Raw genomic sequence first — 23,220 nt, forward strand, 5'->3', positions numbered from 1 at the left:
ATACGAGACTAATAGGGTATACAAAGCTTGCTAACTAACTTGCTAGAGACCCTTCAACTCGTAAAAAAGTGCAAAGCAATAACGAAAACTGTAGAACCGGTCAACCCGAACAAGAAATCCTGCAAAGTGAACCGGTGTTTATCGTCTTGATTCATCAAAATCCGCTCCTTTGTCGATTTCCCGGGAAATGAGGCAAGGTAGGGAACAACACTTTCTCCTAGACTGGCCAAATTTTCCGATATTCATACTTCAATTGTCTACTAAAAATTGAATAATTAGCGAGATTTGATACAGTTATATATACAGGTCCGTAAAATATTCGTAGAAAGGATTGTCGCCATGTTCTTTGACTACCGATTTTGGCACTTTTTGACGAGGCCAAATGAACTCGCGTCACAGCTCCAAACCGCAACGATGCGGTACTTCAACAAACGGCTGCTCATCGTATTCCTAACAGGCATCGTCCTTTTCGCCCTTAGAGAAATTTGGGGTATGGGCACGGAAGGACTGACATCATTACTAACTACAATGACGACGACAGATTACATAATCGCAAGATACGCGTCCCTTGCAGGTACAGTCATATGGTCAATCCTATACATAGCATTCCATCTATTTGGAGTCGCGTTGATCCTATCAACGCTGACAAAAATCCCATACCGCAAGCTCGTTCCACTGCAGCTGCTTGTCACGGGCGTACTGCTAATGGAAAAAGCGCTACTGTTCATCGTCTTTGCAATAAAAGGCGCCACCGTGAGCCTCTCATTCCTATCATTTGGCCCGCTCGCCGTCACGGTCATGGAAAATTGGTATTTGATCCTCTTCATGAATCAATTATCAATCACTAGTGCACTCATTATCACATTGCAATACCGGTTCATCCGCGCATTTGTTGTGGACGGCAAATGGAGAGAGCATCTTTGGATATTGATCGGACTGCATGTCGCAATGGCCCTTGTTACAGCCGCAATCGCATACATCCCGTTCGATTCCATCCTCAATTCACTTTTCGGAGGTGGATTTTAGATGAATAAACGAATGAGCATCACCGTCGCCATCATCATCAGCCTCTTCATCGCGCTGAACGTCCACCTGCTCTTCTCACCAAGAAGCACGGTTCCAAAATCAATATATGTCCATCAATATGAACGCATGATTAAAGACTATTACGAAGAGGAAATTCCAAAAGAAGGACTTATCTCGCCCGAACAAATCTATACCGTCTATGTCGGAGACGATGAAACCATCTCTTCATGGCTCGTGAAGGAAGGCGATCGAGTGCAAGTTGGGAATGAAATCGCGTTGCTAGAAACTGAACGCGCAGAGAGCCAACTCGCGGCATGGGAAGCGGAGGAAGAAGGTCTTCTTGAACAGCGAGAGAAAATTGAATCAACGATCGCGACTCTCGAATCGGAAAGGGGAAGCGCCCGGAACAACTCGGCCCATGTCAATACGACTGAAACACCTGGCGACTCCGACATTGAACTAACGGTCGACGTCCAAGTCGATGTGCACGAAGACGGAGCGTTTGCGCAAGCAATCGCCGAAGCGGAAAGGGAACTATCGGAAATCGATAAGCAACTTACCGTAATCCAAACGCAGCTTGCCCAAGATGCCACCCGGCCAGCATTGCTTAGCCCTGTCGACGGAACAGTTTCAATAGTGAACAAATACGGCTTCACACTCGCCGCTGACATTTTTAACGACGTCAAACTCGTTACGACATTCGTACAACTCGATGAATGGCAAAAAATCGAACCCGGCGATGCTGTCCGTATCCAAAATAATCATTTGGACTCGATCATTGAAGGTGCGGTCCATTCCATATCGGAAGTTCCCGCTACAGATAGCAGATGGAGCGAAGCGTATGACAGGCTCGATCCTACAATCCGGAAAAATCCGCTCGATCTATATGAAATCACAATCATGCCTGTTGAAGAGCTAGACAACTTGCCATTCGGCGCGAATGTCAACGCATCCATCATCGTGAACGAAGCGGAAGCCGTTTCGATCAAAATCAATTGGCTCGAATCATACGTGAAAGAAAGCGCCTTTGCCTGGAAACTGGACGAGCAAGGCCGCGCTATAAAAACCGGCGTAACAGTACCCTTCACCGTAAATCACCGCGCCGTCATCACGGAAGGCCTGACAACCGGTGACGTCGCCATCTATAATGAAAACATTGACGAATACAACGTACCAAACGTCTTCCTCCCGCTCCCGCTCGATCTCCCACCGAGAAGCGACTGGAGAACATTCGGCTGGAAGAACTATTTGAAATACGGCTTCGTCGAATGAAAAACCGCCACTTAGGCGGTTTTTTTGAGTTATGCGTGAGTCGTTGGCCATTATGCTCGAGTTCGCTTCACTTTTGCGCGAGTTCGGAGTAGTTATGCGCGAGTATAGCCACCATTTGCGCGACTTTCCACACCTTTTGCTCATTTTAGGACTTTTTACCTCCCGGTGAAACCATTCATACCAAGGAATAAACCTCATCCCTATCACTCTTCCACGTCTCAAAACAAAAATCCCTCAAAATCTGATTCTAGACATGTCCCACTATCAATATAGTTAAGAAATCGGATAATCACGGGAGGAGACGGAGAAACAGATGCAGAAATGGATTTGGCTCTTTTGTATAACGATCATTTGCACTTTATTCGTAGGAGTAGGAAAAGCGGAGGCGTCAAACGAAAGCGGGAAGCGGTATATCGGGCTTCACGACCGCATCTTGCCGATCGAAGACATCCGGGTCATCGATGGCGATACGAAAGTTCCACTCAAAGACATCGCGAAATATTTATATGTGCCGGTCTACACAAAAGACGGGACAACGACAATCCGAAAAAGCGGCAAGGAAATTATATTTAATCATTCTACAGGAGCCACGACATTGGATGGGCTGGATCAGCCGTGGGAACCGATCGCCTCCATCGATGGCGAACTCTTCATAAGCGTAAAATATATTGCCCGGGAGACAGGCTTTCAGTTTGAATATTTTCAGCAGTATCATACAATCCGCATTTATCGTAACGAATTTAATCATATAAGCCATAAAGCGTTTGAAGAAGTGATCAAGGCATATGCTGCGGGCGAGCAACCCGTGTCAACGACGAAAAAAGCGACCGTCTATTTGACGTTCGATGATGGTCCGAATCAATTCACATTAATCAATCACGCAACGCTTGAAAAATATAAAGTACCCGCCACATTCTTCTTTTTGGGCAATCACATGAAACAGAACGAATCTATCGTCAAGACGGTTTCAACGAGCGGGCATTATATCGGCTCGCATAGCATGACGCACAATAGGGCACTCGTCTACGGATCGACAGAATCGTTCATCGCAGAAATGAAAGGCGGCGCGGACATCATCAAGGAACTGACAGGAGAAACCGCATATCTCGTACGCGTCCCATACGGCAGCAAGCCGCTCGTCACGGAAAGCATGCAAAAAAGCCTGAGGGACAATGGATTTAAAATGTGGGACTGGAACGTCGATTCGAATGACTGGCGTTACACGGACAAGCAGGCAGACCAAATTGTGAAAAACGTCCAGGACGGCGTGACAAAAGCGACCAAATCCGGCGACAAGGACATCATCATCCTCCTTCACGACCGCAGCCAAACGACCATCGCCCTTCCAAAGATCATCGAGTGGCTACAAAAAGAGGGCTATACGTTTAAGACGTACGAACCCGACAAGCACATTACCCAGAACTTCCTCCGCGACCCACTGCTCTGAACAAAACCCTTGAATGGTCAACACCATTCAGCGCGATCGGAATCATCCCAATCACGCACATCACCCGCGAACTACGCATAAATCCTGTAACCTGCGCATAAACAGCAGCAGATACGCATAAATCACTAAACTCGCGCATAAATCACAGCAACTACGCATAAATCGCTAGACTTACGCATAACCGGCAGCAACCAAGCATAAAACCAAACCCTTAATTGGTCAAAAGCATTCAGCGCGACTAGCAACATACCAATCACGCATAACAACCGCGAAACACGCATAAATCTAAAAACTCACGCATAAATGGCAGTAAAATTGCATAAATCCAGATACTTACGCATAACTCGCTATACTCACGCATAAACCAAATTTCTCACGCGTAACGCAAAACTGATAACCCGCACTAACTAGCACATGACCAGAAAACTACCAAAAAACCATACTAAAATACCCGAACAAGCAACTTAGCTAAATCCTCATAATTATTGCTTTATCCACGCAACTTCGGAACTACACGCATCCAAAAATACCCATACCGTTGGAACGATTTTTCTGAAATGTGGCTCTTTATGCCACCAAACCCTATTTTCAAACAAATCACACTATGCTATCTTGAATCTACTAATCTATAAGGGGGAATAGTTATATTGAAGAATCCTAAATACACAAAGCTGTTCAGCACATTCCTAGCATTGCTTCTCGTGCTTTCCATGCTCACACCATTCTCTGCTTCCGCCAACACGGATCCAGCCGGTGCAGCGGAAATGTCGGAAACAGCTAACCAAACAACTGTAGCAGCGAAGCCTTTCAAAGAAAACCTCGCTGACGAAAGCATCATGCAGCAAAAAGCGGCCATCGCCGAACAGCTCAACTTGCTCGGGGGCGAAGCGAAACTGCATGACGAGCTCCAAAACGTAACAGGGAACCAACAAGTTCCAGTCATCATTCATCTATCCGAAAAATCAGTTGGACTCGAAAAAGGAATCCAAAAAATGAACGGCAAAGCATTGACGCACAGCCAAGCGCAGCAAGTAAAACAAAAAGTGCGCAACCAGCAATCAATGGTCAAAAAAGAAATGGCTATCAAAGGCATCCAATTCAACGAAGGCTTCTCGTATGACACGGTCCTCAACGGAATATCCGGAACTGTCAAAGCAGACGACCTTCCGAAGCTTCTCGAAGTAACAGGCGTTACACTCGTTGAGCCGGATACAATTGTAAACGCATCCGAAACCCTTAACAAACCTGGTAAGTCGGATGGACAAGTCGACATTGCCATGGACACTAGCATCGACTTCCTCGGAATCGAAGCTCTATGGGCGGAAGGCTATGAAGGACAAGGCATTAAAGTCGCTGTCCTCGACACAGGCATCGACGCTGATCACCCTGACTTCCAAGGCATCTACAAAGGCGGCAAAAACTTCGTCCCGCACACTGGCAACGACTACACTCGCCCACGTGCTGACGACGACGCATCCGAAACATCACCAGTAGAACGCCCGTCACACCGACCTGAATTCAACGCGGGTGGAAGCTCCTTCTACACATCTCACGGTACTCACGTAGCGGGAACTATTGCAGCTATCGGAAACAATGAATACGGCATTAAAGGGATCGCTCCGAAAGTCGACCTTTACGCATACCGCGTACTTGGCGCATACGGCAGCGGATCCACATCAGGCATCATCGCGGCGATCGACTACGCAGTCCAACAAGAAATGGACGTCATCAACCTATCTCTTGGCGGCGGCTCCAACACTGAAACAGACGCTAGCTCATTCGCCATCAACAATGCGATGCTTGCAGGCACAATTTCAGTTGTTGCAACAGGAAACTCCGGACCAAACCGCGGAACAATGGGCACACCATCAACAGCCCGCCTCGGTATCGCAGTCGGAAACACGACGAACCCTGAAGCACGCTACTTCGGCGACGTCAACATTAACGCCGGCAACTACAACCTATCAAAGACACTTAACCTAATGGGTACGACATACGGCGCAAACCTCGCTGATCAGCTTAACGGCGAATACAGCATCGTCGCAGTCCCTGGTCTTGGCGAAGCAGCAGACTATGCAGGACTTGACGTAAACGGAAAAGTCGCTCTCGTCTCCCGCGGCGGAATTCCATTCGTGGATAAAATCGCAGCAGCGAAAGACAAAGGCGCAGTTGCAATCATCGTCCACAATTTCGCAGGTGGAACAGGCGCACCAGGCCCATCTGGAACATTCCTAGGTGACTCATTCGAATTCATTCCGACATTCGACATGTCCCAAACGGACGGAGAGGCTATCCGTGCAGCACTAGCACAAGCTGAAGGCACAATTTCTTTCGGTAATTTCAATAAAACAATGACAGCAGGCGACGAAGTGAACAACTCCAGCTCACGCGGACCGTCCACACCAAACTTCGACATCAAACCTGACGTCACTGCACCGGGAACGAACATCATGTCAACAATTCCGATGTACAAAGCAGACTTCCCAGATGCCACCTACGAACACGCTTACTCGCGTAAAACAGGAACTTCCATGGCAACACCACATATTGCGGGAATCGCGGCGCTAGTGAAGCAAGCGAATCCGGATTGGGATGCTTTTGACGTAAAAGTCGCGCTTTCCAACACAGCCAAGGTTCTTGACACGAGCAAGTACGATGTATTCTCACAAGGGGCAGGCCGCGTACAAGCTTACCAAGCAGCGCATCCTGAAATCCTTGCATACGCACTCGACACAGCAAACAATAATGGACAAACTGTAGAAAACAAGAAAGGGACTGTCACATTCGGTCCTCAATCCCTTGCTAACAACATTTCCGTTACAAAGCAAATTCTTGTTAAAAACGAAAACGGCAGTGGCGGCACATATAACGCTAGAGTTCAAGTGACAAAAGCTTTCCGTGATGCAACCGTCACAATTGACAAGCCAACGTTTACTTTATCTGGAGAGCAATTGCTCAACGTCACGTTGACTGCATCTGCAGCAAACACGAAAGCTGGCGATGAAATCCTCGGCTACATCCACATCGAAGGCGGCAGCACGACTGCATCACTACCATTTGCAGCTGACTTTGGCGGGAAAGCGGCTGATGAAATAAGAAACATGCGAATTTCTGAAACAGATTTAAGCTTCAATGGTGACGGTGTGAAAGATGAAGCGGTGTTATCCTTCACGCTCACAGGCAACGTCAGAACGAACTTCATCGAGCTATGGGATATCATGGACCCTGAAGGTGGAGTATACGGAGACGGCTATATAGGCTACCTTCACGCGGGCTCTTCACTAGGGGCAGGCTCATACACGTTACGGATTGGAGGACAATACACACCGTGGGGCGAAACAGCTACAGCAACGATTCCGGACGGTCTCTACACAATCGACTTCACGGCGCAAACCGTTTCTGGTAACCCACCTATTATCAGTGATTTCGTAGGACCGGTCGTCGTCAAATCAACAGCGGGTACAATTGAAGGGGCAATCGAAGGCAAAACAGCAACCGGCCAAATCGATGACGCCTACATCGCCTACCAAGAGGAACTCGTATGGTACGGCCTTGGCTACAACATCAACACAAAACTGAAAGCTTCTTACGAAGTGTTGAAGAATGAAGAAGTTGTTGCATCAGGTCCAATCACTCTCGAGCAGGACGGAACATTCACATTCGACCTTCCTGAGTTGAGCAAAAAAGACAACTCGGTCAAGGTGAAGTACGAAGACGCAGCGGGCAATAAAGCCGAAGCGATCATCTACAACGCTGGCGACCAAGTAGACGAAGAAGTCGAATATACAGTCAATCACGAAACTCTTGCTCTTGCAGTCGGAGCATCGGAGCAATTGACAGTAACGGAAACGACGACAAAAGCGGATGGCACGACTGAAGAGAAAGACGTCACAGCTGACGCGACATTCACGTCTGCAGACGAATCAATCGCAACTGTCGAAAACGGCAACGTCACGGCAATCGCCGCAGGAACAACTGAAATCACAGTCACATACGAAGATTTCACGGCAACAGTGGCAGTTGAAGTAACAGCTGGCGAGCCTGACTCAATCACATTCGCGGTCAATAAGAACCATGTCGCCCTCAACATCGGCCAAACGGATCAATTGATCGTTACAAAAACAACAACGACAGCAGATGGCAATCAAACTGTCGAAGACGTAACAGCAACGTCAACATTCGCTTCCAGCAATGAAAACGTAGCCATCGTCAACAGCGGAACAATTACAGCAGTCGGCGCAGGTGAAACAGTGATCACCGTCACAAACGGCGACTTCACAGCAACTGTCGGAGTTACAGTCACTGCTGCCCAAGATCCGGGTAATAGCTACGTCGTAACGGAGGAAAGTATCGCACACTTCCTAAACGATAAAAAAGCATCGAATATTATTCTCGACTTGACTGCATTACAAGACGAAGTTGACATTGAAATTAACGCTACTGTCTTGAATGCAATCGTACGTTCAGGTAAAGGCGTAGTCATCAATAAAGATGGCGCAGTCTACTCGCTTCATAAAAATGTCTTTAGCAACTTGAACGGCGACATCACGATCTCAGTAGGAAGAACGGCCGCATCGGCAATAACCAACGCTGTTTCCGATATTTACACAATCACGTTCTGGAACGGAATCGGTCAAGGGAAACAACAACTGCCACGTGTCAGTCATGCGATCAATATCGACATGCCAGTCAATGCAGGCAGCAATCAAGTCAGCATTAAAGACGCGAACACATTAGCGGAAGTTGCCAAAAACGCCAATGTCAAAAACGGCAAAGTCAACTTCTCAACTTACAGCGGTAGCAGCTTCGTAGCTACTCCAAAGTAAACAAAAAAGCCTTTCCGATCGGAAAGGCTTTTTCTTTACCAAAAACGCATAACTGCTCGTATTTACGCATAAACAGTTGAAACCACGCATAAATCGCTATACTTACGCATAAATTCGATTTCCCGCGCATAACCTCCGCTATTCACGCATAAATCCCAGGAAACACGCATAACTGCCCTGAACCTTCCCTAATTTGTCAAAAGCATTCAGCGCGACCATTTCTCCTCACGTAAACAACTATCCTCCGCGTCTACAAAGATCTTTTTTCATAAAGCCAACAAGTATATAAGCTACCCATACAATCCCTATTGTTTCCCTAAACATAGAATAACGTAACACGTTATGGGAGGAATAATAGGTGAAAGTAATGTCTGTAAAAGAGATCCGCCTATGTATTAATGGACAACTACTGAAAGGATCAGATGATTTCATGGTGAATGATGTTACGTATCATCGCGATAAAATCGGTCCAAATAAACTTGTTTTCCTACGACATAAGACGAAATTCAAGAAGTTTAATTGGGGAAAACTCTCCAATTTGACTCCTTTTGCAGTCGTAACAGACACCTTATATGCGGGATTAGAAAGCATCCCTATGTGTACAATTATCAAAGTTCTAGATGTAGAAAGCGCATTTTGGAATTTCGTTAATTTTTATAGAGATCAATTTTCCATTCCTGTTGTCTCTATAACGGGAACAAACGGAAAAACAACAACAAAGGACATGATTAAACATATCCTCCGCGTTGACCGTACTGTAACGGGTACAATTAGCTCAGCGAATTCAAGGGCACAACATCTCACCTATCTTCTTTCCATTGATGAAAATACAGATGCAGCCGTGTTTGAATCAGCAGTTGGAGAACCAGGAGATGTACTTCTTGCGTCAAGATACTACAAGCCAACAATTGGCATGATCACAAATATAGGCGTTTATCATCTTGATCGATGCAAAACACCAGAAGCGTACCTAAAAGCAAAGGCGGAAATGATTCAAGCCATAGGCCCTCATGGTACTCTCATCGTGAATGCTGATGACGAAAATACTAAAAAAATCGGACTTGAGAAATGTAAGGGGAAGGTATTAACGTTTGGAATAAAAAATTTTGCTCTTTTTAGGGCGTCTACAATTGAATATGAGAACAACGGAATGAAGTTTGTACTAACACATAAAAAAAGCAAAACTTCTATACTGAGAAAAAAATATAGTATCTATGTACCTGGATACGGACAACATCAAGTCCTTAATGCACTGGCTACAATAGCGGCAGCGTATGAAATGGGAATTGGAATTGAAGAATCGGCAAAACGCATCCTATCATTTCGAAATCTACCATCACACCTTGAGTGTGCAATAGGTGAGGGTGGGTATATCATTGTAGATGATACGTGGAGTTCAACCCCGTCCTCATTAAAGGCTGCCTTAGAAACATTGAATGGGATAGCTAATGGAAGGAAAAAGATCGTCCTAGTTGGTGACTTTAAACGATTAGGTGACCTCAACTTCCATTTTCACCATCAAGCTGGAGAACTGATGGCAAAAATGGAAGTTGACACATTGATAACAGTCGGTCCTTTAGCAGCCGAGATCGCAAATCGAGCAAAAGAAAGAGGGATGAAGGGGGAGGTTTACTCTTTTCCTGATATTCAAGGTGTTGAATCATTATTAACAAAGATAGTAGATAAAAACAGTATAGTACTTGTTAAATGTTCATCTACAAATCAACCCATTGTTAAATTGAAAAACAAATTAATACAACGAAAAAATAATCAAGCGTAAATAAAAAATGCTGAAGTATTTACGATTAATAGTTTTTCCAGAAAAAATAAGACCCTCGATATTAAGAATCAAGGGTCTTGCCTTATAAATAAAAGCAATTTAATTATGAGTCTTTTCTAGGGCTAATTTTAAACCAAAACCTATCAATATAGTACCTGTGATTCCTTCAATACTATTTTGTGCTTTAGGTTTTTTCATAAAAGCACTAATCTGATTAATTAAGTAGACATAAAGTAAAGACCATATGGCAGTCAATACAGTATAGGTGATACCCATTATAAGAAACGGTAGAAAGGTTTTGCTTCCAGAGTCCACGAATTGAGGAAAAAAAGTTAAGAAAAAGACAGCAACCTTGGGATTTAGGATATTAGTAAAGAATCCTTGCTTAAAACAAGATGTGTTTTCAAACTGGCTTTTTGTGTTCATCTCAACGCTTGCTACATCTTCTTTTTTCCTTAAAGACCATAAAACCTTAACACCAAGATATATTAAGTAAACAGCACCAACATATTTGAACACAGAAAATAATAACGCTGATTTCATAATGATTGCCGATAGTCCTAATACAGCAGCAGAAGTATGGATAAGAAGGGCACAACAAATACCTAAAGCTGTTTTAAGACCCCCGATTCTCTCAACGGTGAGAGTATTTTTGGTAATAATAACAGTATCAGGTCCAGGCAAAACAATTAGAAAAATACACATAAGAACAAACAGATAATAGTTATCCATTTTATTATCTCCTTTTGATTATGATAAGGCCTGAATATGTGTTTCTTACACTGTATTATATATGAATGGTGTTAGTAACATAAATTTTATTTGATTGATTTTCTTGTTGAACAAACGGGCTAAGGCTATAACCCTTTGGTTATAGCCTTAGCCCTATCTTATTCCATCTGTTCAACTGGCATCTCTTCCTCTATCTCCGGCTTCGCTCGATAAACAAAGAAGGCTAAGATGACCGCAACGATCGACATCGCAAAAGCGATAAAATAGATGAGTTCAACGCCAGCGACCATCGCCATGCTCTGGGTTGCGACATCTTCGGGAGTGGCGGATCCTTGTAGAATCTTCAGCTGTCTTGCATTTAATATACTGATGAAAATGGAAACGCCAATTGCTCCGCCAACCGGTTGCAACGTTGACATGACCGCAGTGCCATGCGGATACAATTTCTTCGGCAACTGGTTCAACCCATTCGTCTCCGCTGGCATCATGATTGCCGAAACGGTCAACATGATTAAAATATACCCAAGAACAACGACCCAAACAGGCGTGTCGACTGTCAATCTGCTCATCATGAACATCGTTCCGCTCAAAACAATCGTTGCCGGGATCATCAAAACGCGCGGCCCGAATTTATCGAACAAATGCCCCATGAACGGCGACATGATTCCATTTAATATGCTTCCCGGCAACAGGACCAACCCGGCTGCTGCGGCAGTTAACGCCAATGGACCTTGCATATAGATCGGCAAAATAATCTCAGACGCAAACATTGCCATAATGATAATCAAAAATAGAATAACCGCATGCGTGTACATCGGATAGCGGAATACCCGCAAGTCCATAATCGGCTCTTCCAGCTTCAATTGCCGAAGTACAAAGAGAACGATACCGACGGACCCAACAATAATGGCAGGCAATACATTCGCACTTAAAAATCCATTCGAACTTTCTCCGACAGCACTAAATCCATAAACGAGCGCCCCAAAGCCGATTGTCGAGAAGACCAATGAAATGACGTCAATTTTAGGCTTAGTCACTTCCGACACATTCCTCAAATACTTAGCGCCGAAAGCAATCGAAAACAATGCAAACGGAATAACAACGATAAATAAATAACGCCATCCGAGATATTCAACGATCACTCCGGATAATGTCGGACCAATCGCCGGCGCAAACATGATGACAAGGCCAATCAACCCCATCACCTTTCCACGGCGTTCCGGCGGGAAAATCAACAAAAAGACATTAAAAATAATCGGCATCAACAAACCGGTCCCGCTCGCCTGAATCAACCGTCCGACGAGTAATATTGGAAAAGTTGGTGCAAGGGCACTGACGGTAGTACCTATCGTAAAGACAATCATTGTTCCAAGAAATAATTGCCTTGTCGTGAACCATTGCATAAGCAGCGCGGAAATCGGAATGACGATTGCCATGACAAGCATGAAGCCGGTTGCCATCCATTGCACCGTCGGCAATTTAATTTGAAACTCATCCATTAAAGTGATCAACGCGATATTCAATAATGTTTCATTCAAGATCGCAAAAAAAGCACCGATGATGAGTGAAAGCATAATGGGCATGACCTTGACATTTGGATCGTCCGCCAAAAACTCGTATTTAGTTACTGCCATATAAAAACTCCTTCCGTACCCCAGCATATTGTCGGCTTTCTACCTTGAAATTAATCGGAAAGGAGAAATAATATCACTTCGATCGTCAGTTTGCAACGCTTTTTTGGATGAATAAACGTATTTATAGTTTACTATCTTTAAAATCGTGTAATATAGTAATAGAATTGAAACAAACAGAAAAAGGATGTGCATCCAAGATGAGCCCAAATCGTAAAGCGACCGAACTGCTGCAATCGAAAACGGACATCCAGAACTGGGGCGCCCGGCGCGCTTCCCGGATCAGAAAATACAAAACGACATCTAGGCACGTCACCGATTATATCGTCCTCGACTTTGAAACGACCGGCTTCCGGGCAGGCGCCGATCGCATCATCCAAATCGGGGCACTGAAATACATGAACCACGAACGGGTCGAAGTCCTCAACACGTTCATCAACCCGGAGCGCCACATACCGGCAACCATCACACGGCTCACCGGCATCACGAACGAAATGGTCGAACACGCACCGACAATCGAACAAAAAATCGACGAACTGCTCGAATTCATCGGCGACCTGCCGATCATCGCCCACAACGCCAGCTTCGACATGGGCTTTCTCTACGCCCTCGACAATATCGAAGGCGTTCAGATTCCCGAATACACTGTCATCGACACTGTCAAACTCGCACGAAAAGCCATCACAGAAACGCCGAACCACAAACTCGGCACACTCGCCAAGCACCTCCAACTCGAACACGACGCCCACGACGCAATCGGCGACTGCCTCGCCACCGCTGCCATCTACCAATATTGTACGCAATAAACCGCCCAAACAGGCGGTTTTTTAAATGAAGGTTTTGTTAAATCTAATGTTGATATTTGATAATTTTGAACGTTCATTTTATGATAAAGGTAACAATTCGGTTCAGAGATGATTTCGAACGAGAAGACCTCATGTGTGGGTTCGTTGTATTGAATGCATGATTGTGGCTATTCGCTGAGAAAATGTACCGAGCAATTAAACGACGAAGTCACACATGTCACTTGTTTTACTGGTGACATAAGATACTTGCTGCCCTGAAACAGATTCCAGCCGAATCATTCCAAGGTATCGTAGAAATGGACGAGACCTACTTTATGAACAAAGGAGAACTGAAAATGAGAAAACTCGTTCTATTTCTGCACACATCGCTTGACGGTTTCGTAGAAGGGCCGAATGGTGAAATGGACATTGGCTGGGTTTCCTACGATGCTGATTTGGAGAAACACGCGAAAGAAATTCTGAGCACTGCCGACACTGTCATTTGGGGACGTGGGACTTATCAGATGATGCACAGTTACTGGCCATCTGTGCCTTCGAACCCATCAGCTTCACAGCATGAACGGAATCATGCCGAGTGGATCGAAAAGACTGCCAAAATTGTTTTTTCCACGACGCTGGAGAAAGTCGAATGGAATAATTCCAGACTCGTGAAAGAAGATGTCGAGGAAGAGATCAATAACCTCAAACAGCAGCCAGGCAAGGATATGGTTATCCTCGGCAGTCCTAGGTTCGCACACCACCTTATGCAGCTTGATTTAATTGATGAGTTTAAAATTACGGTTTCTCCCGTCCTGATCGGTAAGGGATTGCCGTTATTCCAAGGTCTCAAGGAGAAGATCGATCTTAAGCTAATCGAAAACAAGACCTTTGATTCTGGAGCCATAGGTCTCGTTTACCAGACGGTAAGATGACCTTGTCACTTAAGGTGATTACTCTAACGGGAGACGATAGCTCAATTAACCGCCTTTTCACAAAGGCGGTTTTATTATGGTCGACAACTCAACATTAAAATTTAACATAGCCTAAATGAAAAACGCATAACTGACTTCAGAAACACATAAATCCTGTGTTCTGCGCATAAACATCTCCAGAGCCGCATAAATTCTACAATCTACGCATTAACATCTCCAGAACCGCATAAATCCCGCTAATCACGCATAATGCCCATAACCAAACCATTTACTTGTCAAAACCATTCAGCGCGAGCGGCGAAGTAATGTACATGCAAAACTTCGCGGCGATTCCGTTGCGTATTCAAAAAACCATAGGGAAGTGCTACTATTGAGCATGACGGTGAATCGGTCAGGAAGGGAACTTGATGAAGATGAAGAACCAGAATAAATCACTAGATAGCTCGAACAAGCTGTTAGCATTTATGTATAGCATTTTCATAGTATTTCCTGTCTATTGGATCCTTGGCAATGCTTATTACTTGGATTATATAAACGGTTTTGTATTTTTAGGGGTATTAATTGGTCTCATCGTGATTGCTTCAATCCCATTAATTATTTTCCGAAAAGATAGGTTTAGGAGCCTTAGCGCCACTTGGGTAATCATTTTATTGTTCCTCATTTTGGGGTATGAATTTCTCCTCATAGAATATGAGAGTAATACCTATATTGCAAATGTCTACAGAGAACCAGAGGAAATTATACAAAACTCTGGGATTCATATTTTGGCGATTGGATTTAACCATATTTATTACGTGAAAGAAGAAAGTATAATAAGGGATATTTACGAAAGAGACGGTATTCAACTATTTGATTTGCATAAAATTACAAATCGGGATAGGTACAAAAGTAAAACAAATGAAATAAAACGATTTTTAGGATTCGGCAAAGATCCATTTCACGTAATGGGGGAGAATGTAAGAGGATCTATTCGGGAAGATATTACAGTTATTAATGAATTTCTTAATCGTGAAAACCTCCAGGGAGATAGTGCTGGACTAGCGTTAGGACTTTCAGCGATGGTCCATCAAGGTAGCCTCCATAATCAGATTCCAATTGGCGTCACTGGAACGTTAGAACCAAATGGAGATGTAATGGAAGTGGGCGGAATCGCAGGGAAGATGATCATTTCAGAACAAAGTGGTTTTCCATATATCATTGTTCCGTATTCAAATATAGAAGAAGCGAAAACTGCTAAAGCCGAACATAAATTAGCGATTGAAATTTTACCCGTTCATCATATTGATGAGGCTGTGATGGTGATTAAGGAACTTAACGAGTCAAATTAAAAATTGTGAAAACCGCCGAACGTGGCGGTTTTTTATATTTTGTTTATATAAATGATCAATCCAATAGTTCCTACTATGATAATGATCGTGAATATTGCTCCAACAATAGTACCTATAAACTCCAATCCAAACGGCAGAAGGAGAGTCAATAAACCAATGATCAAAGAATACAACCCGACGGCCTTCGCTAATTTATCTTTGTCTCCTTTGAAAGATTCTTCATTATAACCTGCTATAAATGAAAACTCCCGCTTCTTCCAAATTAAATAACTAAAAAAGAAAAACAGTATACTCACAAAGAGACAAGTAATAAGTGCACCCCAGAACATATGAAACACCTCCGATTTTGATACGCATTCAACGAACGAAAAGTTTCACAAACGAATCTAATTTGTCAAAACCATTCAGCGCGATCAAAATCTTCAGTCAACCAATTTTTCCCGCGCCCATCACCGAATCACGCATAAACTCCTCCAACAACGCATAACTCCCAAAAATTGCGCATAAATCTCTCCAAATACGCATAAATACCAACAATGACGCATAACGCCGCCAACCGACGCATAAGCTGAGAAACTTACGCATAAATCCCTCTACATGCGCATAAACGCCGCAAACTCACGCAAAAAAAAGAAACCTTCACATAACATGAAGATTTCTTCTTAGAACTTTATATATTATTCCCCACCAGTAACGCCAATCGATTCCCCAGTAATCGCCGCCGCACCATCGGAAGCCAAGAACAGAGCAGTAGCTGCAATTTCTGAAGGTTCCAGTAGGCGTTTCATCCATTGAGCGCCTAAGATATGCCGATTTAACGCTTCTTCAACCGTTGAACCATCACGTTCAGCAAGCTGAGGTAATTGTTTTTCAATGAGTTCTGTACGCGTAGGGCCTGGCAAGATCGAATTCGCTGTAATGCCGAATTTCGCATTTTCCATTGCGACTACATTTGTGAAACCGATTTGTCCATATTTCGCTGCGACATAGGCAGATTTATATTGGTCCGGTCTTCTACCGTGTCCTGAAGAAATTGTGATGATACGACCATAGTTTTGTTTCTTCATAGCTGGAAGAGCATGTTTTGTCACTAAGAATGTACCTTTTAGAATAACATCCATTATTAAATCCCATTTTTCTTCAGGGAATTCTTCTACAGAAGAAATAAATTGAAGTCCTGCATTGTTTACGACAACATCAACTGTACCGCGTTCTGCAATCACTTGTTCAACTGCAGTTTTAACACTTTCTTCACTTGCAACATCTACTTTGTACCCTTTGGCATGTCCTAATTTTTCTGCCGCTTCATTAGCAGCGTCACCATTCCGAGTGAAAATTGCTACAAAGTCACCATTATCAATAAAAGCTTCTGCGATTGCATAACCAATTCCGCGTGCTCCGCCTGTTACGATAACTGTACGATCTTTTTTCAAGAGTAGTACTCCTTTACCTAATTGGATTTTTGTGTAACATTAGATATTTTTCTTAACGCGTTTCCACGTTAGTTTATCTTCCGGTTTAAGTCCGTTAAATATAACAACAACATCACCATCGATTTTCGCGATTCGAGGCTGTGACTGACCAAGCCATGTTGGATTCATACTTACTTCCATATAATGCGTTAATTCTTGTTTTTCTTCATTTACTTCAAAACGACCGGAGTAAGCTAAATAACCATTCGCGGCTTGAGCCATTTCTTCGATTGTCCCTGTATGCAAATCACCGGATCCATAAGCATGACGTCCAGACGCCATAAGTTGCGCAGACATATAGCCGTCAGGGTTGTACATAATAAACCCTTTTGCATCCTCGCCTAAAGGATAAATAACCTTCCCATTCTTATCTGCCGATTGATAAGACACTAACGACCACGTTCCAATCACTTGTTCACGTAAAGATACTGTCATTTCTAATTTCCTCCTTTAAAATGTTAAGTAATTATTTGCACCCGTCATTGCGATAAATTGATACTTAAATAAAGAAAGAAATCTTCACATGACGTAAAGATTTCTTTTTAGATCTTGCTTCACTTACGATTATTCCCCACCAGTAACGCCAATGGATTCACCAGTGATCGCTGCTGCACTGTCAGAAGCTAAGAATAGAGCAGTAGCTGCAATTTCTGAAGGTTCCAGTAAACGTCCCAACCATTGACCACCTAAGATATGACGATTTAACGCTTCTTCAACCGTTGAACCATCACGTTCAGCAAGCTGAGGTAATTGTTTTTCAATGAGTTCTGTACGAGTAGGTCCTGGCAAGATCGAATTAGCTGTAATGCCAAATTGTGCATTTTCCATTGCCACTACGTTTGTGAAACCGATTTGTCCATATTTCGCTGCACAATAAGCAGATTTATATTGGTCAGGTCTTCTACCGTGCCCTGAAGAAATCGTGATAATACGACCATAGTTTTGCTTCTTCATAGCAGGAAGAGCATGTTTTGTCACTAAGAATGTACCTTTAAGAATAACGTCAACAACTAAATCCCATTTTTCTTCAGGGAATTCTTCAACTGAAGAAATAAATTGAAGTCCCGCATTGTTGACGACAACATCAACAGTTCCGCGTTCTGCAATCACTTGTTCAACTGCAGTCTTAACACTTTCTTCACTTGCAACGTTTACTGTGTACCCTTTAGCATTTCCTAACTTTTCAGCAGCTTCATTAGCAGCGTCACCATTTAGATCGAAAACTGCAACAAAGTCACCATTATCAATAAAAGCTTCTGCGATTGCATAACCAATTCCACGTGCTGCGCCTGTTACGATAACTGTACGATCTTTTTTCATAAGTATTACTCCTTTACCTAATTGGATTTTTGTGTAACATTAGATATTTTTCTTAACGTGTTTCCACGTTAGTTTATCCACTGGTTTCAGTCCGTTAAATATAACAACGACGTCCCCTTCAATTTTCGCAAGACGAGGCTGGGACTGACCAAGCCATGTCGGATTCATACTTACTTCCATATGATGCGTCAACTCTTGCTTTTCTTCGTTCACTTCAAAACGACCGGAATAAGCTAAATAACCATTGGCGGCTTGAGCCATTTCTTCGATTGTCCCTGTATGCAAATCACCTGATTCATAAGCAGGGCGTCCAGATGCCATAAGTTGTGCGGACATATAACCATCAGGGTTATACATAATGAATCCTTTTGCATCCTCGCCTAAAGGATAAATCACGTTTCCATCTTGATCGGCCGATTGATAAGACACTAACTCCCAAGTTCCAATCACTTGTTCACGTAAAGATACTGTCATTTTAAATTTCCTCCTTTGTTATGCTTACATAATTATTGTAGAAGATAAACATATATAATAAAAATACATATATTTAATACAATACATTTGCGAAACCTATAAATGAACGTTCATAGTCCCTCACAGTTATTCATTAATAAATAAGGATTGCCGCAATGATTACTGCAATAAGTGCCAACAAGTTCGCACCCGTCATTGCAATAAATTGATATTTAAAACCATTTTTATGGTTAAGGCCAGTTAGTGCAAAGAAGGTTAAGACAACACCTGTATGCGGCATAACTGTAAACACAGCAGATGAAACAGCTGCTACCCGGTGGATCACTTCAGGGGCAATTCCCATCGCTAAATAATTGTCAGCAAAGGCTTCCATAACAATTCCCAATGATCCTGAAGCGGAACCTGTGATCGCGCCGAAAGCTGCAGACGCAATCGATAAACTGATAAGTGGATTACCAGGGATACCTAATATAAAGTCAGAAATATATTTAAATCCTGGTGCCAATGTGATGACGACACCAAATGCGACAGTAGAAGAAGTTAAGAAGACCGGCATAATTGAACTACCTGCACCTTCATTAATAACTGTTTTTTGGCTCGGAAGATATTTGTTAAAGATAACCGCAGACACAATAATAGAAGCTGCTAACGCGATTAAAATAATATTCGGTACTTCATATGCACTACCAATAATAATAATCGCGATAAGAAGTACAATCGGCAGGATACTCATGAAAAATGAAGGGATGTCTTTTTTCACTTCGATTTTTGTATCTTCTACATCAAAATCAGCAAAGGTTTCCCCTCTTGCGATACTTTTCTTTAAAACGGATTTCATGTACCAAAGTCCAAAAACAATCGCAACGACCGTCCCGATGATACCTAATAGAGGCGCTGCGGTTAGTGTTGTACCAAGATAGGCTGTTGGAACAACGTTTTGAATGGAAGGTGCTGCAGGCAGCATCGTCATTGTAAACGTACCTAAACCAAGCATGATCGGAATCGTAATGATGTTCCATGCAATATTTAATTCTTTGAATAATGGTTTTGCGAGTGGAACGAGGACAAATACAACAACAAACAGACTAAGTCCACCATATGTGAGGACTGCAGTAATAACAAAAAGTGCTACTAATACTGGAAATGGCTTATCCGTACCGGTTTTACTTAAAATCTTCTGAGCGATCGATTGGGCAGCGCCACTGACATCGATATATTTAGCTAAAATCGACCCAAGCATAAATACAGCAAAGAAGTTGATAATAAAACCTGCAAGCCCCGTCATATAAGAATTTTCTGCTCCGACGAGGAATGTGAAAAAGTCCATCTGGTTCGTTACGATGACAATGATAGAAGCAATCGGAGCAACGATTAAAATATTAAAGCCTTTCATTGCAGCAAAAACAATCATTGCAATTGCGAGCAATATTCCTATTACTTGAATACTCTCCATTTTATTTCCCCCTAAAGATAGTAATCAGGCTTATTCTTGCCTGAAAAGGTATTTCAACAACTCGGAAAATATCTTTAATTAAAGATATTTTCACGGAAAAAAATCTCGGGTGTTAGAACCCCCCTCATCTTTTGTTATCGCTTTCCTTCTCCTTGCGTCCCCATTATAATTGCTATACGAGCATAATAAAAATACATATAATGCATAGCATATATTTGAAAAACCTATAAGTGAGGGGAACGTATGGATAGCAGACAAATTCATTATTTTACCGAAGTCGTCAAACAAGGGGGCTTTTCAAAAGCGGCCGATCATCTATTTGTTTCCCAGCCTACCATCAGCAATGTCGTAAAAGACTTAGAAAAAGAATTAGACACGCAGTTATTGATTCGCACAACAAGAAAATTAGAACTAACCGATACCGGAAAATTACTATATCAGTATGGGGAAAAAATTTCTCAACTACTCCGGCAGTTGGATCAAGAGTTGGAAGATGTGAAGGAAGGGACGAGAGGGACGATAAAGATGGGGATTTTCTCCTCCGTCGGTACGGAAATTCTCACGGACATCATGTCAGACTTCTATAAGCAATATCCCAACATTCTCATCCGCTTTGTAGAGGATGGAGAGACAAATTTAAAAAATGCGTTAGATAATGGCGAACTGGATCTGATTGTTCTGGAGGAATCGAAGAATAAACAGCTGAACTATATTCCGTTTTTGAAAGGGGATCTCCGCCTTCTTGTCCATGAAACGCATCCCTTTGCCGACAGAGAAGCGGTGTCTTGGAAAGAGTTAATGGATGAAAAATTCATTATCTTTCACGAAGGCTTTGCAGTTCGCCGCTTTATAATGAAGGAATGTGAAAGAAGCGGCTTTCAACCAAATATTATTTGTGAAACATCCCAGTGGAAATTCATTTTTGAAATGGTTTCTTCGAATATGGGGATCAGCATCCTGCCGCAAAGCGATGTAACGGAATTAAAAGTCTCTCATCTGGGGATAAAAGTATTGCCGCTCATCGATCAAGAAGTCCACTGGCAAATCGGCATCGTCTGGCAGAAAAACGGCTATATTTCATACGCAACAAGAGCCTGGATTCAGTTTTTACAAGAGCGATTAGGAAGAAATAAGTAATTAACAGCCTAATGGGGACACAAATTGGTGTCCTCTTTTCTTGAATGGGAAGAAAGGGAGACGAAAAAATGACACATTATTATTATTTAGCATCGGACAAGAAAATGGGAACAGGCAACGGTTCCGTTGAATTTATCGAGACAAATTATACGATTCCAGGATTCGACTATCCTGTTCAATTAGAAACGCTAAGTCTTGAAAAAGAATGGGAACTAAGGGAATTACTACAGTATATACATAATCACACAGCACCTTATAAAGCTTGTACCGTGCAAATAGCCAACTTATTGAATTCGAACAGAGTTGAACTAAAATTACAAGAAAAATCTACAATAGCTTTACACGAGATTGTTACTCCAAAACAGCTTTTACTAGAAGAAGGGCATTTGTTGACAATTAAGAAGGTGCGATCGGAATAAATACGCTCAGAAAATCCTGAGCGTTGCTTCTTACTGCAATCAAAACCGTATAAACCCTAACAATTACGCATAACGCTACAAACACACGCATAAATCCCCCCAGAAACGCATAAACTCGCCCAAACGCGCATAACGCCACGAATCCACGCATAAACGCCCTCACATAAGCATAATCCCAAAAACTTGCGCAAATCTCCTTCAAACAAACCCTTAATTTGTAAAAAACATTCAGCGCGATTAGCCGATTCTCCATCCAAGTAATCCACCACGTCCATAATCGATTAACGCATAAACTCCACCAAACACGCATAAATTCACACAACCACGCATAACGCCGCCAACCGACGCATAAACGCCCCCACATACGCATAACCCCAAAAAACTTGCGCATATCTCCATCAATCAAACCTTTTATTTGCAAAAACCATTCAGCGCGAGCGGGATAGTGAACGACATGCAATATCCCGCGACATCTGTTGAAGTATTCAAAAAATCATGTGGAAGTGATACGATTAAGGAGATAGAAAACACAACAAGCAGGAGTGAATTACTTGAATCAAATATTATTCACTTTCATTGCCATATAGGGGACGAATGCCAAAGTCAGTGATTAAAGGTGAACACCTACTAGTGGAAGGTGGGGGGATCTGCCTTACAGTGGTCGGGATAAAATCATAAACCCGATCGTGGTCCGGAACGGAGGATGGAATAAGTCTCCGTGAAGCAGGAACTAGAAGTAATCGTTTTGTAGAGCAAGACGGTGAATCGGTCACTGCCCTTTAAAAGCCTGATGCCACTTTAGTGGAAAAACCGAACGGAACCCTTTTCTCCAAAGATGAAATAACATCTTGGAGGGAAGGCAATTGAAAAGAAGCAAAGAAAATTCCGCATTCCAATGTGAAAACTGTGGAGCGAACATTAAACCATTAACAAATGGCAGTTTTAGAAACCATTGTCCCGTCTGTCTGTACTCGAAACATATGGACAATTTTCCTGGAGACCGTGCAAGTGAATGCAAGGGGTTAATGAAACCTGTCGGCCTTGATTATTCCGGAAAAAAAGGTTATCAAATTATTCACCAATGTACAAAATGCAACAAAGTCAGCCGCAACAAGGTCGCAGTCGATACCAATCAAGAGGATAACATTATTCAATTCATGACCCGAATTGGATAATCATGGTGGTG

General features: G+C 42.9%; 19 protein-coding genes and 1 pseudogene. 12 read left to right on the forward strand and 8 right to left on the reverse strand.

Annotated features, from left to right (window positions below; translation table 11 throughout):
- Window positions 1–369 precede the first annotated feature (369 nt).
- From MHZ92_RS07365 to MHZ92_RS07385, 5 genes are all read left to right on the forward strand, one after another.
- The gene (locus MHZ92_RS07365) at window positions 370–1,026 is read left to right on the forward strand and encodes a hypothetical protein (protein ID WP_239430955.1); all 657 of its coding nucleotides are present in this window, start codon (window positions 370–372) and stop codon (window positions 1,024–1,026) included.
- Window positions 1,027–2,298 (forward strand): HlyD family secretion protein, encoded by a 1,272-nt coding sequence (locus tag MHZ92_RS07370; protein WP_239430956.1) that lies wholly within the window; start codon window positions 1,027–1,029, stop codon window positions 2,296–2,298.
- Window positions 2,299–2,611: 313 nt separating this feature from the next.
- Complete coding sequence (locus MHZ92_RS07375) at window positions 2,612–3,745, forward strand: polysaccharide deacetylase (RefSeq protein ID WP_239430957.1); 1,134 nt, start codon at window positions 2,612–2,614, stop codon at window positions 3,743–3,745.
- A gap of 647 nt (window positions 3,746–4,392) precedes the next feature.
- The gene (locus MHZ92_RS07380) at window positions 4,393–8,571 is read left to right on the forward strand and encodes a S8 family serine peptidase (RefSeq protein WP_239430958.1); all 4,179 of its coding nucleotides are present in this window, start codon (window positions 4,393–4,395) and stop codon (window positions 8,569–8,571) included.
- 367 nt (window positions 8,572–8,938) lie between these two features.
- Window positions 8,939–10,351, forward strand: coding sequence for a Mur ligase family protein (locus tag MHZ92_RS07385; protein ID WP_239431246.1), 1,413 nt, complete (start codon window positions 8,939–8,941; stop codon window positions 10,349–10,351).
- Between the two features lie 99 nt (window positions 10,352–10,450).
- Here MHZ92_RS07385 and MHZ92_RS07390 read toward each other — a convergent pair whose 3' ends face one another.
- Both MHZ92_RS07390 and MHZ92_RS07395 read right to left on the reverse strand, forming a co-directional pair.
- On the reverse strand, window positions 10,451–11,083 hold the full coding sequence (locus MHZ92_RS07390; protein ID WP_239430959.1) for a LysE family translocator: 633 nt from the start codon (window positions 11,081–11,083) through the stop codon (window positions 10,451–10,453).
- Window positions 11,084–11,241: 158 nt separating this feature from the next.
- Window positions 11,242–12,717 carry an MDR family MFS transporter gene (locus MHZ92_RS07395; RefSeq protein WP_239430960.1) on the reverse strand — a complete coding sequence of 492 codons (1,476 nt, stop codon included), beginning with the start codon at window positions 12,715–12,717 and terminating at the stop codon, window positions 11,242–11,244.
- A gap of 197 nt (window positions 12,718–12,914) precedes the next feature.
- Between MHZ92_RS07395 and MHZ92_RS07400 the strand changes: the two genes are divergently transcribed.
- The 4 genes and pseudogenes from MHZ92_RS07400 (at window position 12,915) to MHZ92_RS07415 (ending at window position 15,759) form a co-directional block, all read left to right on the forward strand.
- Window positions 12,915–13,520 carry a 3'-5' exonuclease gene (locus tag MHZ92_RS07400; RefSeq protein WP_239430961.1) on the forward strand — a complete coding sequence of 202 codons (606 nt, stop codon included), beginning with the start codon at window positions 12,915–12,917 and terminating at the stop codon, window positions 13,518–13,520.
- 112 nt (window positions 13,521–13,632) lie between these two features.
- Window positions 13,633–13,858: pseudogene (locus MHZ92_RS07405) on the forward strand (IS1595 family transposase); the annotation flags it as partial.
- On the forward strand, window positions 13,856–14,431 hold the full coding sequence (locus MHZ92_RS07410; protein ID WP_239431247.1) for a dihydrofolate reductase family protein: 576 nt from the start codon (window positions 13,856–13,858) through the stop codon (window positions 14,429–14,431). The pseudogene MHZ92_RS07405 and the gene MHZ92_RS07410, both read left to right, overlap by 3 nt.
- A 407-nt stretch (window positions 14,432–14,838) precedes the next feature.
- Window positions 14,839–15,759 carry a S16 family serine protease gene (locus tag MHZ92_RS07415; RefSeq protein WP_239430962.1) on the forward strand — a complete coding sequence of 307 codons (921 nt, stop codon included), beginning with the start codon at window positions 14,839–14,841 and terminating at the stop codon, window positions 15,757–15,759.
- 32 nt (window positions 15,760–15,791) lie between these two features.
- Here the strand turns inward: MHZ92_RS07415 and MHZ92_RS07420 are convergent, their stop codons facing one another.
- From MHZ92_RS07420 to MHZ92_RS07445, 6 genes are all read right to left on the reverse strand, one after another.
- On the reverse strand, window positions 15,792–16,088 hold the full coding sequence (locus tag MHZ92_RS07420; protein WP_239430963.1) for a DUF3784 domain-containing protein: 297 nt from the start codon (window positions 16,086–16,088) through the stop codon (window positions 15,792–15,794).
- Between the two features lie 348 nt (window positions 16,089–16,436).
- Window positions 16,437–17,192 (reverse strand): SDR family oxidoreductase, encoded by a 756-nt coding sequence (locus MHZ92_RS07425; RefSeq protein WP_239430964.1) that lies wholly within the window; start codon window positions 17,190–17,192, stop codon window positions 16,437–16,439.
- Window positions 17,193–17,231: 39 nt separating this feature from the next.
- Window positions 17,232–17,666 (reverse strand): lipocalin-like domain-containing protein, encoded by a 435-nt coding sequence (locus MHZ92_RS07430; RefSeq protein ID WP_239430970.1) that lies wholly within the window; start codon window positions 17,664–17,666, stop codon window positions 17,232–17,234.
- Between the two features lie 129 nt (window positions 17,667–17,795).
- A complete protein-coding gene (locus MHZ92_RS07435; RefSeq protein ID WP_239430972.1) occupies window positions 17,796–18,551 on the reverse strand; it encodes an SDR family oxidoreductase in 756 nt (251 codons plus the stop codon).
- A 39-nt stretch (window positions 18,552–18,590) separates the two neighbouring features.
- Window positions 18,591–19,025 carry a lipocalin-like domain-containing protein gene (locus MHZ92_RS07440; RefSeq protein ID WP_239430974.1) on the reverse strand — a complete coding sequence of 145 codons (435 nt, stop codon included), beginning with the start codon at window positions 19,023–19,025 and terminating at the stop codon, window positions 18,591–18,593.
- Window positions 19,026–19,158: 133 nt separating this feature from the next.
- Window positions 19,159–20,478, reverse strand: coding sequence for a GntP family permease (locus tag MHZ92_RS07445; protein WP_239430976.1), 1,320 nt, complete (start codon window positions 20,476–20,478; stop codon window positions 19,159–19,161).
- Window positions 20,479–20,721: 243 nt separating this feature from the next.
- Between MHZ92_RS07445 and MHZ92_RS07450 the strand changes: the two genes are divergently transcribed.
- The 3 genes from MHZ92_RS07450 to MHZ92_RS07460 all read left to right on the forward strand — a co-directional run bounded on the left by MHZ92_RS07450 (window position 20,722) and on the right by MHZ92_RS07460 (window position 23,209).
- Window positions 20,722–21,615 (forward strand): LysR family transcriptional regulator, encoded by an 894-nt coding sequence (locus MHZ92_RS07450; protein WP_239430978.1) that lies wholly within the window; start codon window positions 20,722–20,724, stop codon window positions 21,613–21,615.
- 68 nt (window positions 21,616–21,683) lie between these two features.
- Window positions 21,684–22,034: a hypothetical protein gene (locus MHZ92_RS07455; protein ID WP_239430979.1), complete on the forward strand. Its 351-nt coding sequence runs from the start codon at window positions 21,684–21,686 to the stop codon at window positions 22,032–22,034.
- 863 nt (window positions 22,035–22,897) lie between these two features.
- On the forward strand, window positions 22,898–23,209 hold the full coding sequence (locus MHZ92_RS07460) for an RNHCP domain-containing protein (RefSeq protein WP_239430981.1): 312 nt from the start codon (window positions 22,898–22,900) through the stop codon (window positions 23,207–23,209).
- Window positions 23,210–23,220: the final 11 nt, after the last annotated feature.

This window comes from Sporosarcina sp. ACRSL (genome assembly GCF_022346605.1).
In the GTDB taxonomy this organism is placed as follows: Bacteria; Bacillota; Bacilli; order Bacillales_A; family Planococcaceae; genus Sporosarcina.

What these genes read in the sequence shown, in the direction of transcription:
- MHZ92_RS07370 (WP_239430956.1), top strand. Translation starts at nt 1,027, where the DNA reads ATGAATAAACGAATGAGCATCACCGTCGCCATCATCATCAGCCTCTTC.
- MHZ92_RS07375 (WP_239430957.1), top strand. Translation starts at nt 2,612, where the DNA reads ATGCAGAAATGGATTTGGCTCTTTTGTATAACGATCATTTGCACTTTA.
- MHZ92_RS07385 (WP_239431246.1), top strand. Translation starts at nt 8,939, where the DNA reads ATGTCTGTAAAAGAGATCCGCCTATGTATTAATGGACAACTACTGAAA.
- MHZ92_RS07390 (WP_239430959.1), bottom strand. Translation starts at nt 11,083, where the DNA reads ATGGATAACTATTATCTGTTTGTTCTTATGTGTATTTTTCTAATTGTT.
- MHZ92_RS07395 (WP_239430960.1), bottom strand. Translation starts at nt 12,717, where the DNA reads ATGGCAGTAACTAAATACGAGTTTTTGGCGGACGATCCAAATGTCAAG.
- MHZ92_RS07400 (WP_239430961.1), top strand. Translation starts at nt 12,915, where the DNA reads ATGAGCCCAAATCGTAAAGCGACCGAACTGCTGCAATCGAAAACGGAC.
- MHZ92_RS07410 (WP_239431247.1), top strand. Translation starts at nt 13,856, where the DNA reads ATGAGAAAACTCGTTCTATTTCTGCACACATCGCTTGACGGTTTCGTA.
- MHZ92_RS07415 (WP_239430962.1), top strand. Translation starts at nt 14,839, where the DNA reads ATGAAGATGAAGAACCAGAATAAATCACTAGATAGCTCGAACAAGCTG.
- MHZ92_RS07420 (WP_239430963.1), bottom strand. Translation starts at nt 16,088, where the DNA reads ATGTTCTGGGGTGCACTTATTACTTGTCTCTTTGTGAGTATACTGTTT.
- MHZ92_RS07430 (WP_239430970.1), bottom strand. Translation starts at nt 17,666, where the DNA reads ATGACAGTATCTTTACGTGAACAAGTGATTGGAACGTGGTCGTTAGTG.
- MHZ92_RS07435 (WP_239430972.1), bottom strand. Translation starts at nt 18,551, where the DNA reads ATGAAAAAAGATCGTACAGTTATCGTAACAGGCGCAGCACGTGGAATT.
- MHZ92_RS07440 (WP_239430974.1), bottom strand. Translation starts at nt 19,025, where the DNA reads ATGACAGTATCTTTACGTGAACAAGTGATTGGAACTTGGGAGTTAGTG.
- MHZ92_RS07445 (WP_239430976.1), bottom strand. Translation starts at nt 20,478, where the DNA reads ATGGAGAGTATTCAAGTAATAGGAATATTGCTCGCAATTGCAATGATT.
- MHZ92_RS07450 (WP_239430978.1), top strand. Translation starts at nt 20,722, where the DNA reads ATGGATAGCAGACAAATTCATTATTTTACCGAAGTCGTCAAACAAGGG.
- MHZ92_RS07455 (WP_239430979.1), top strand. Translation starts at nt 21,684, where the DNA reads ATGACACATTATTATTATTTAGCATCGGACAAGAAAATGGGAACAGGC.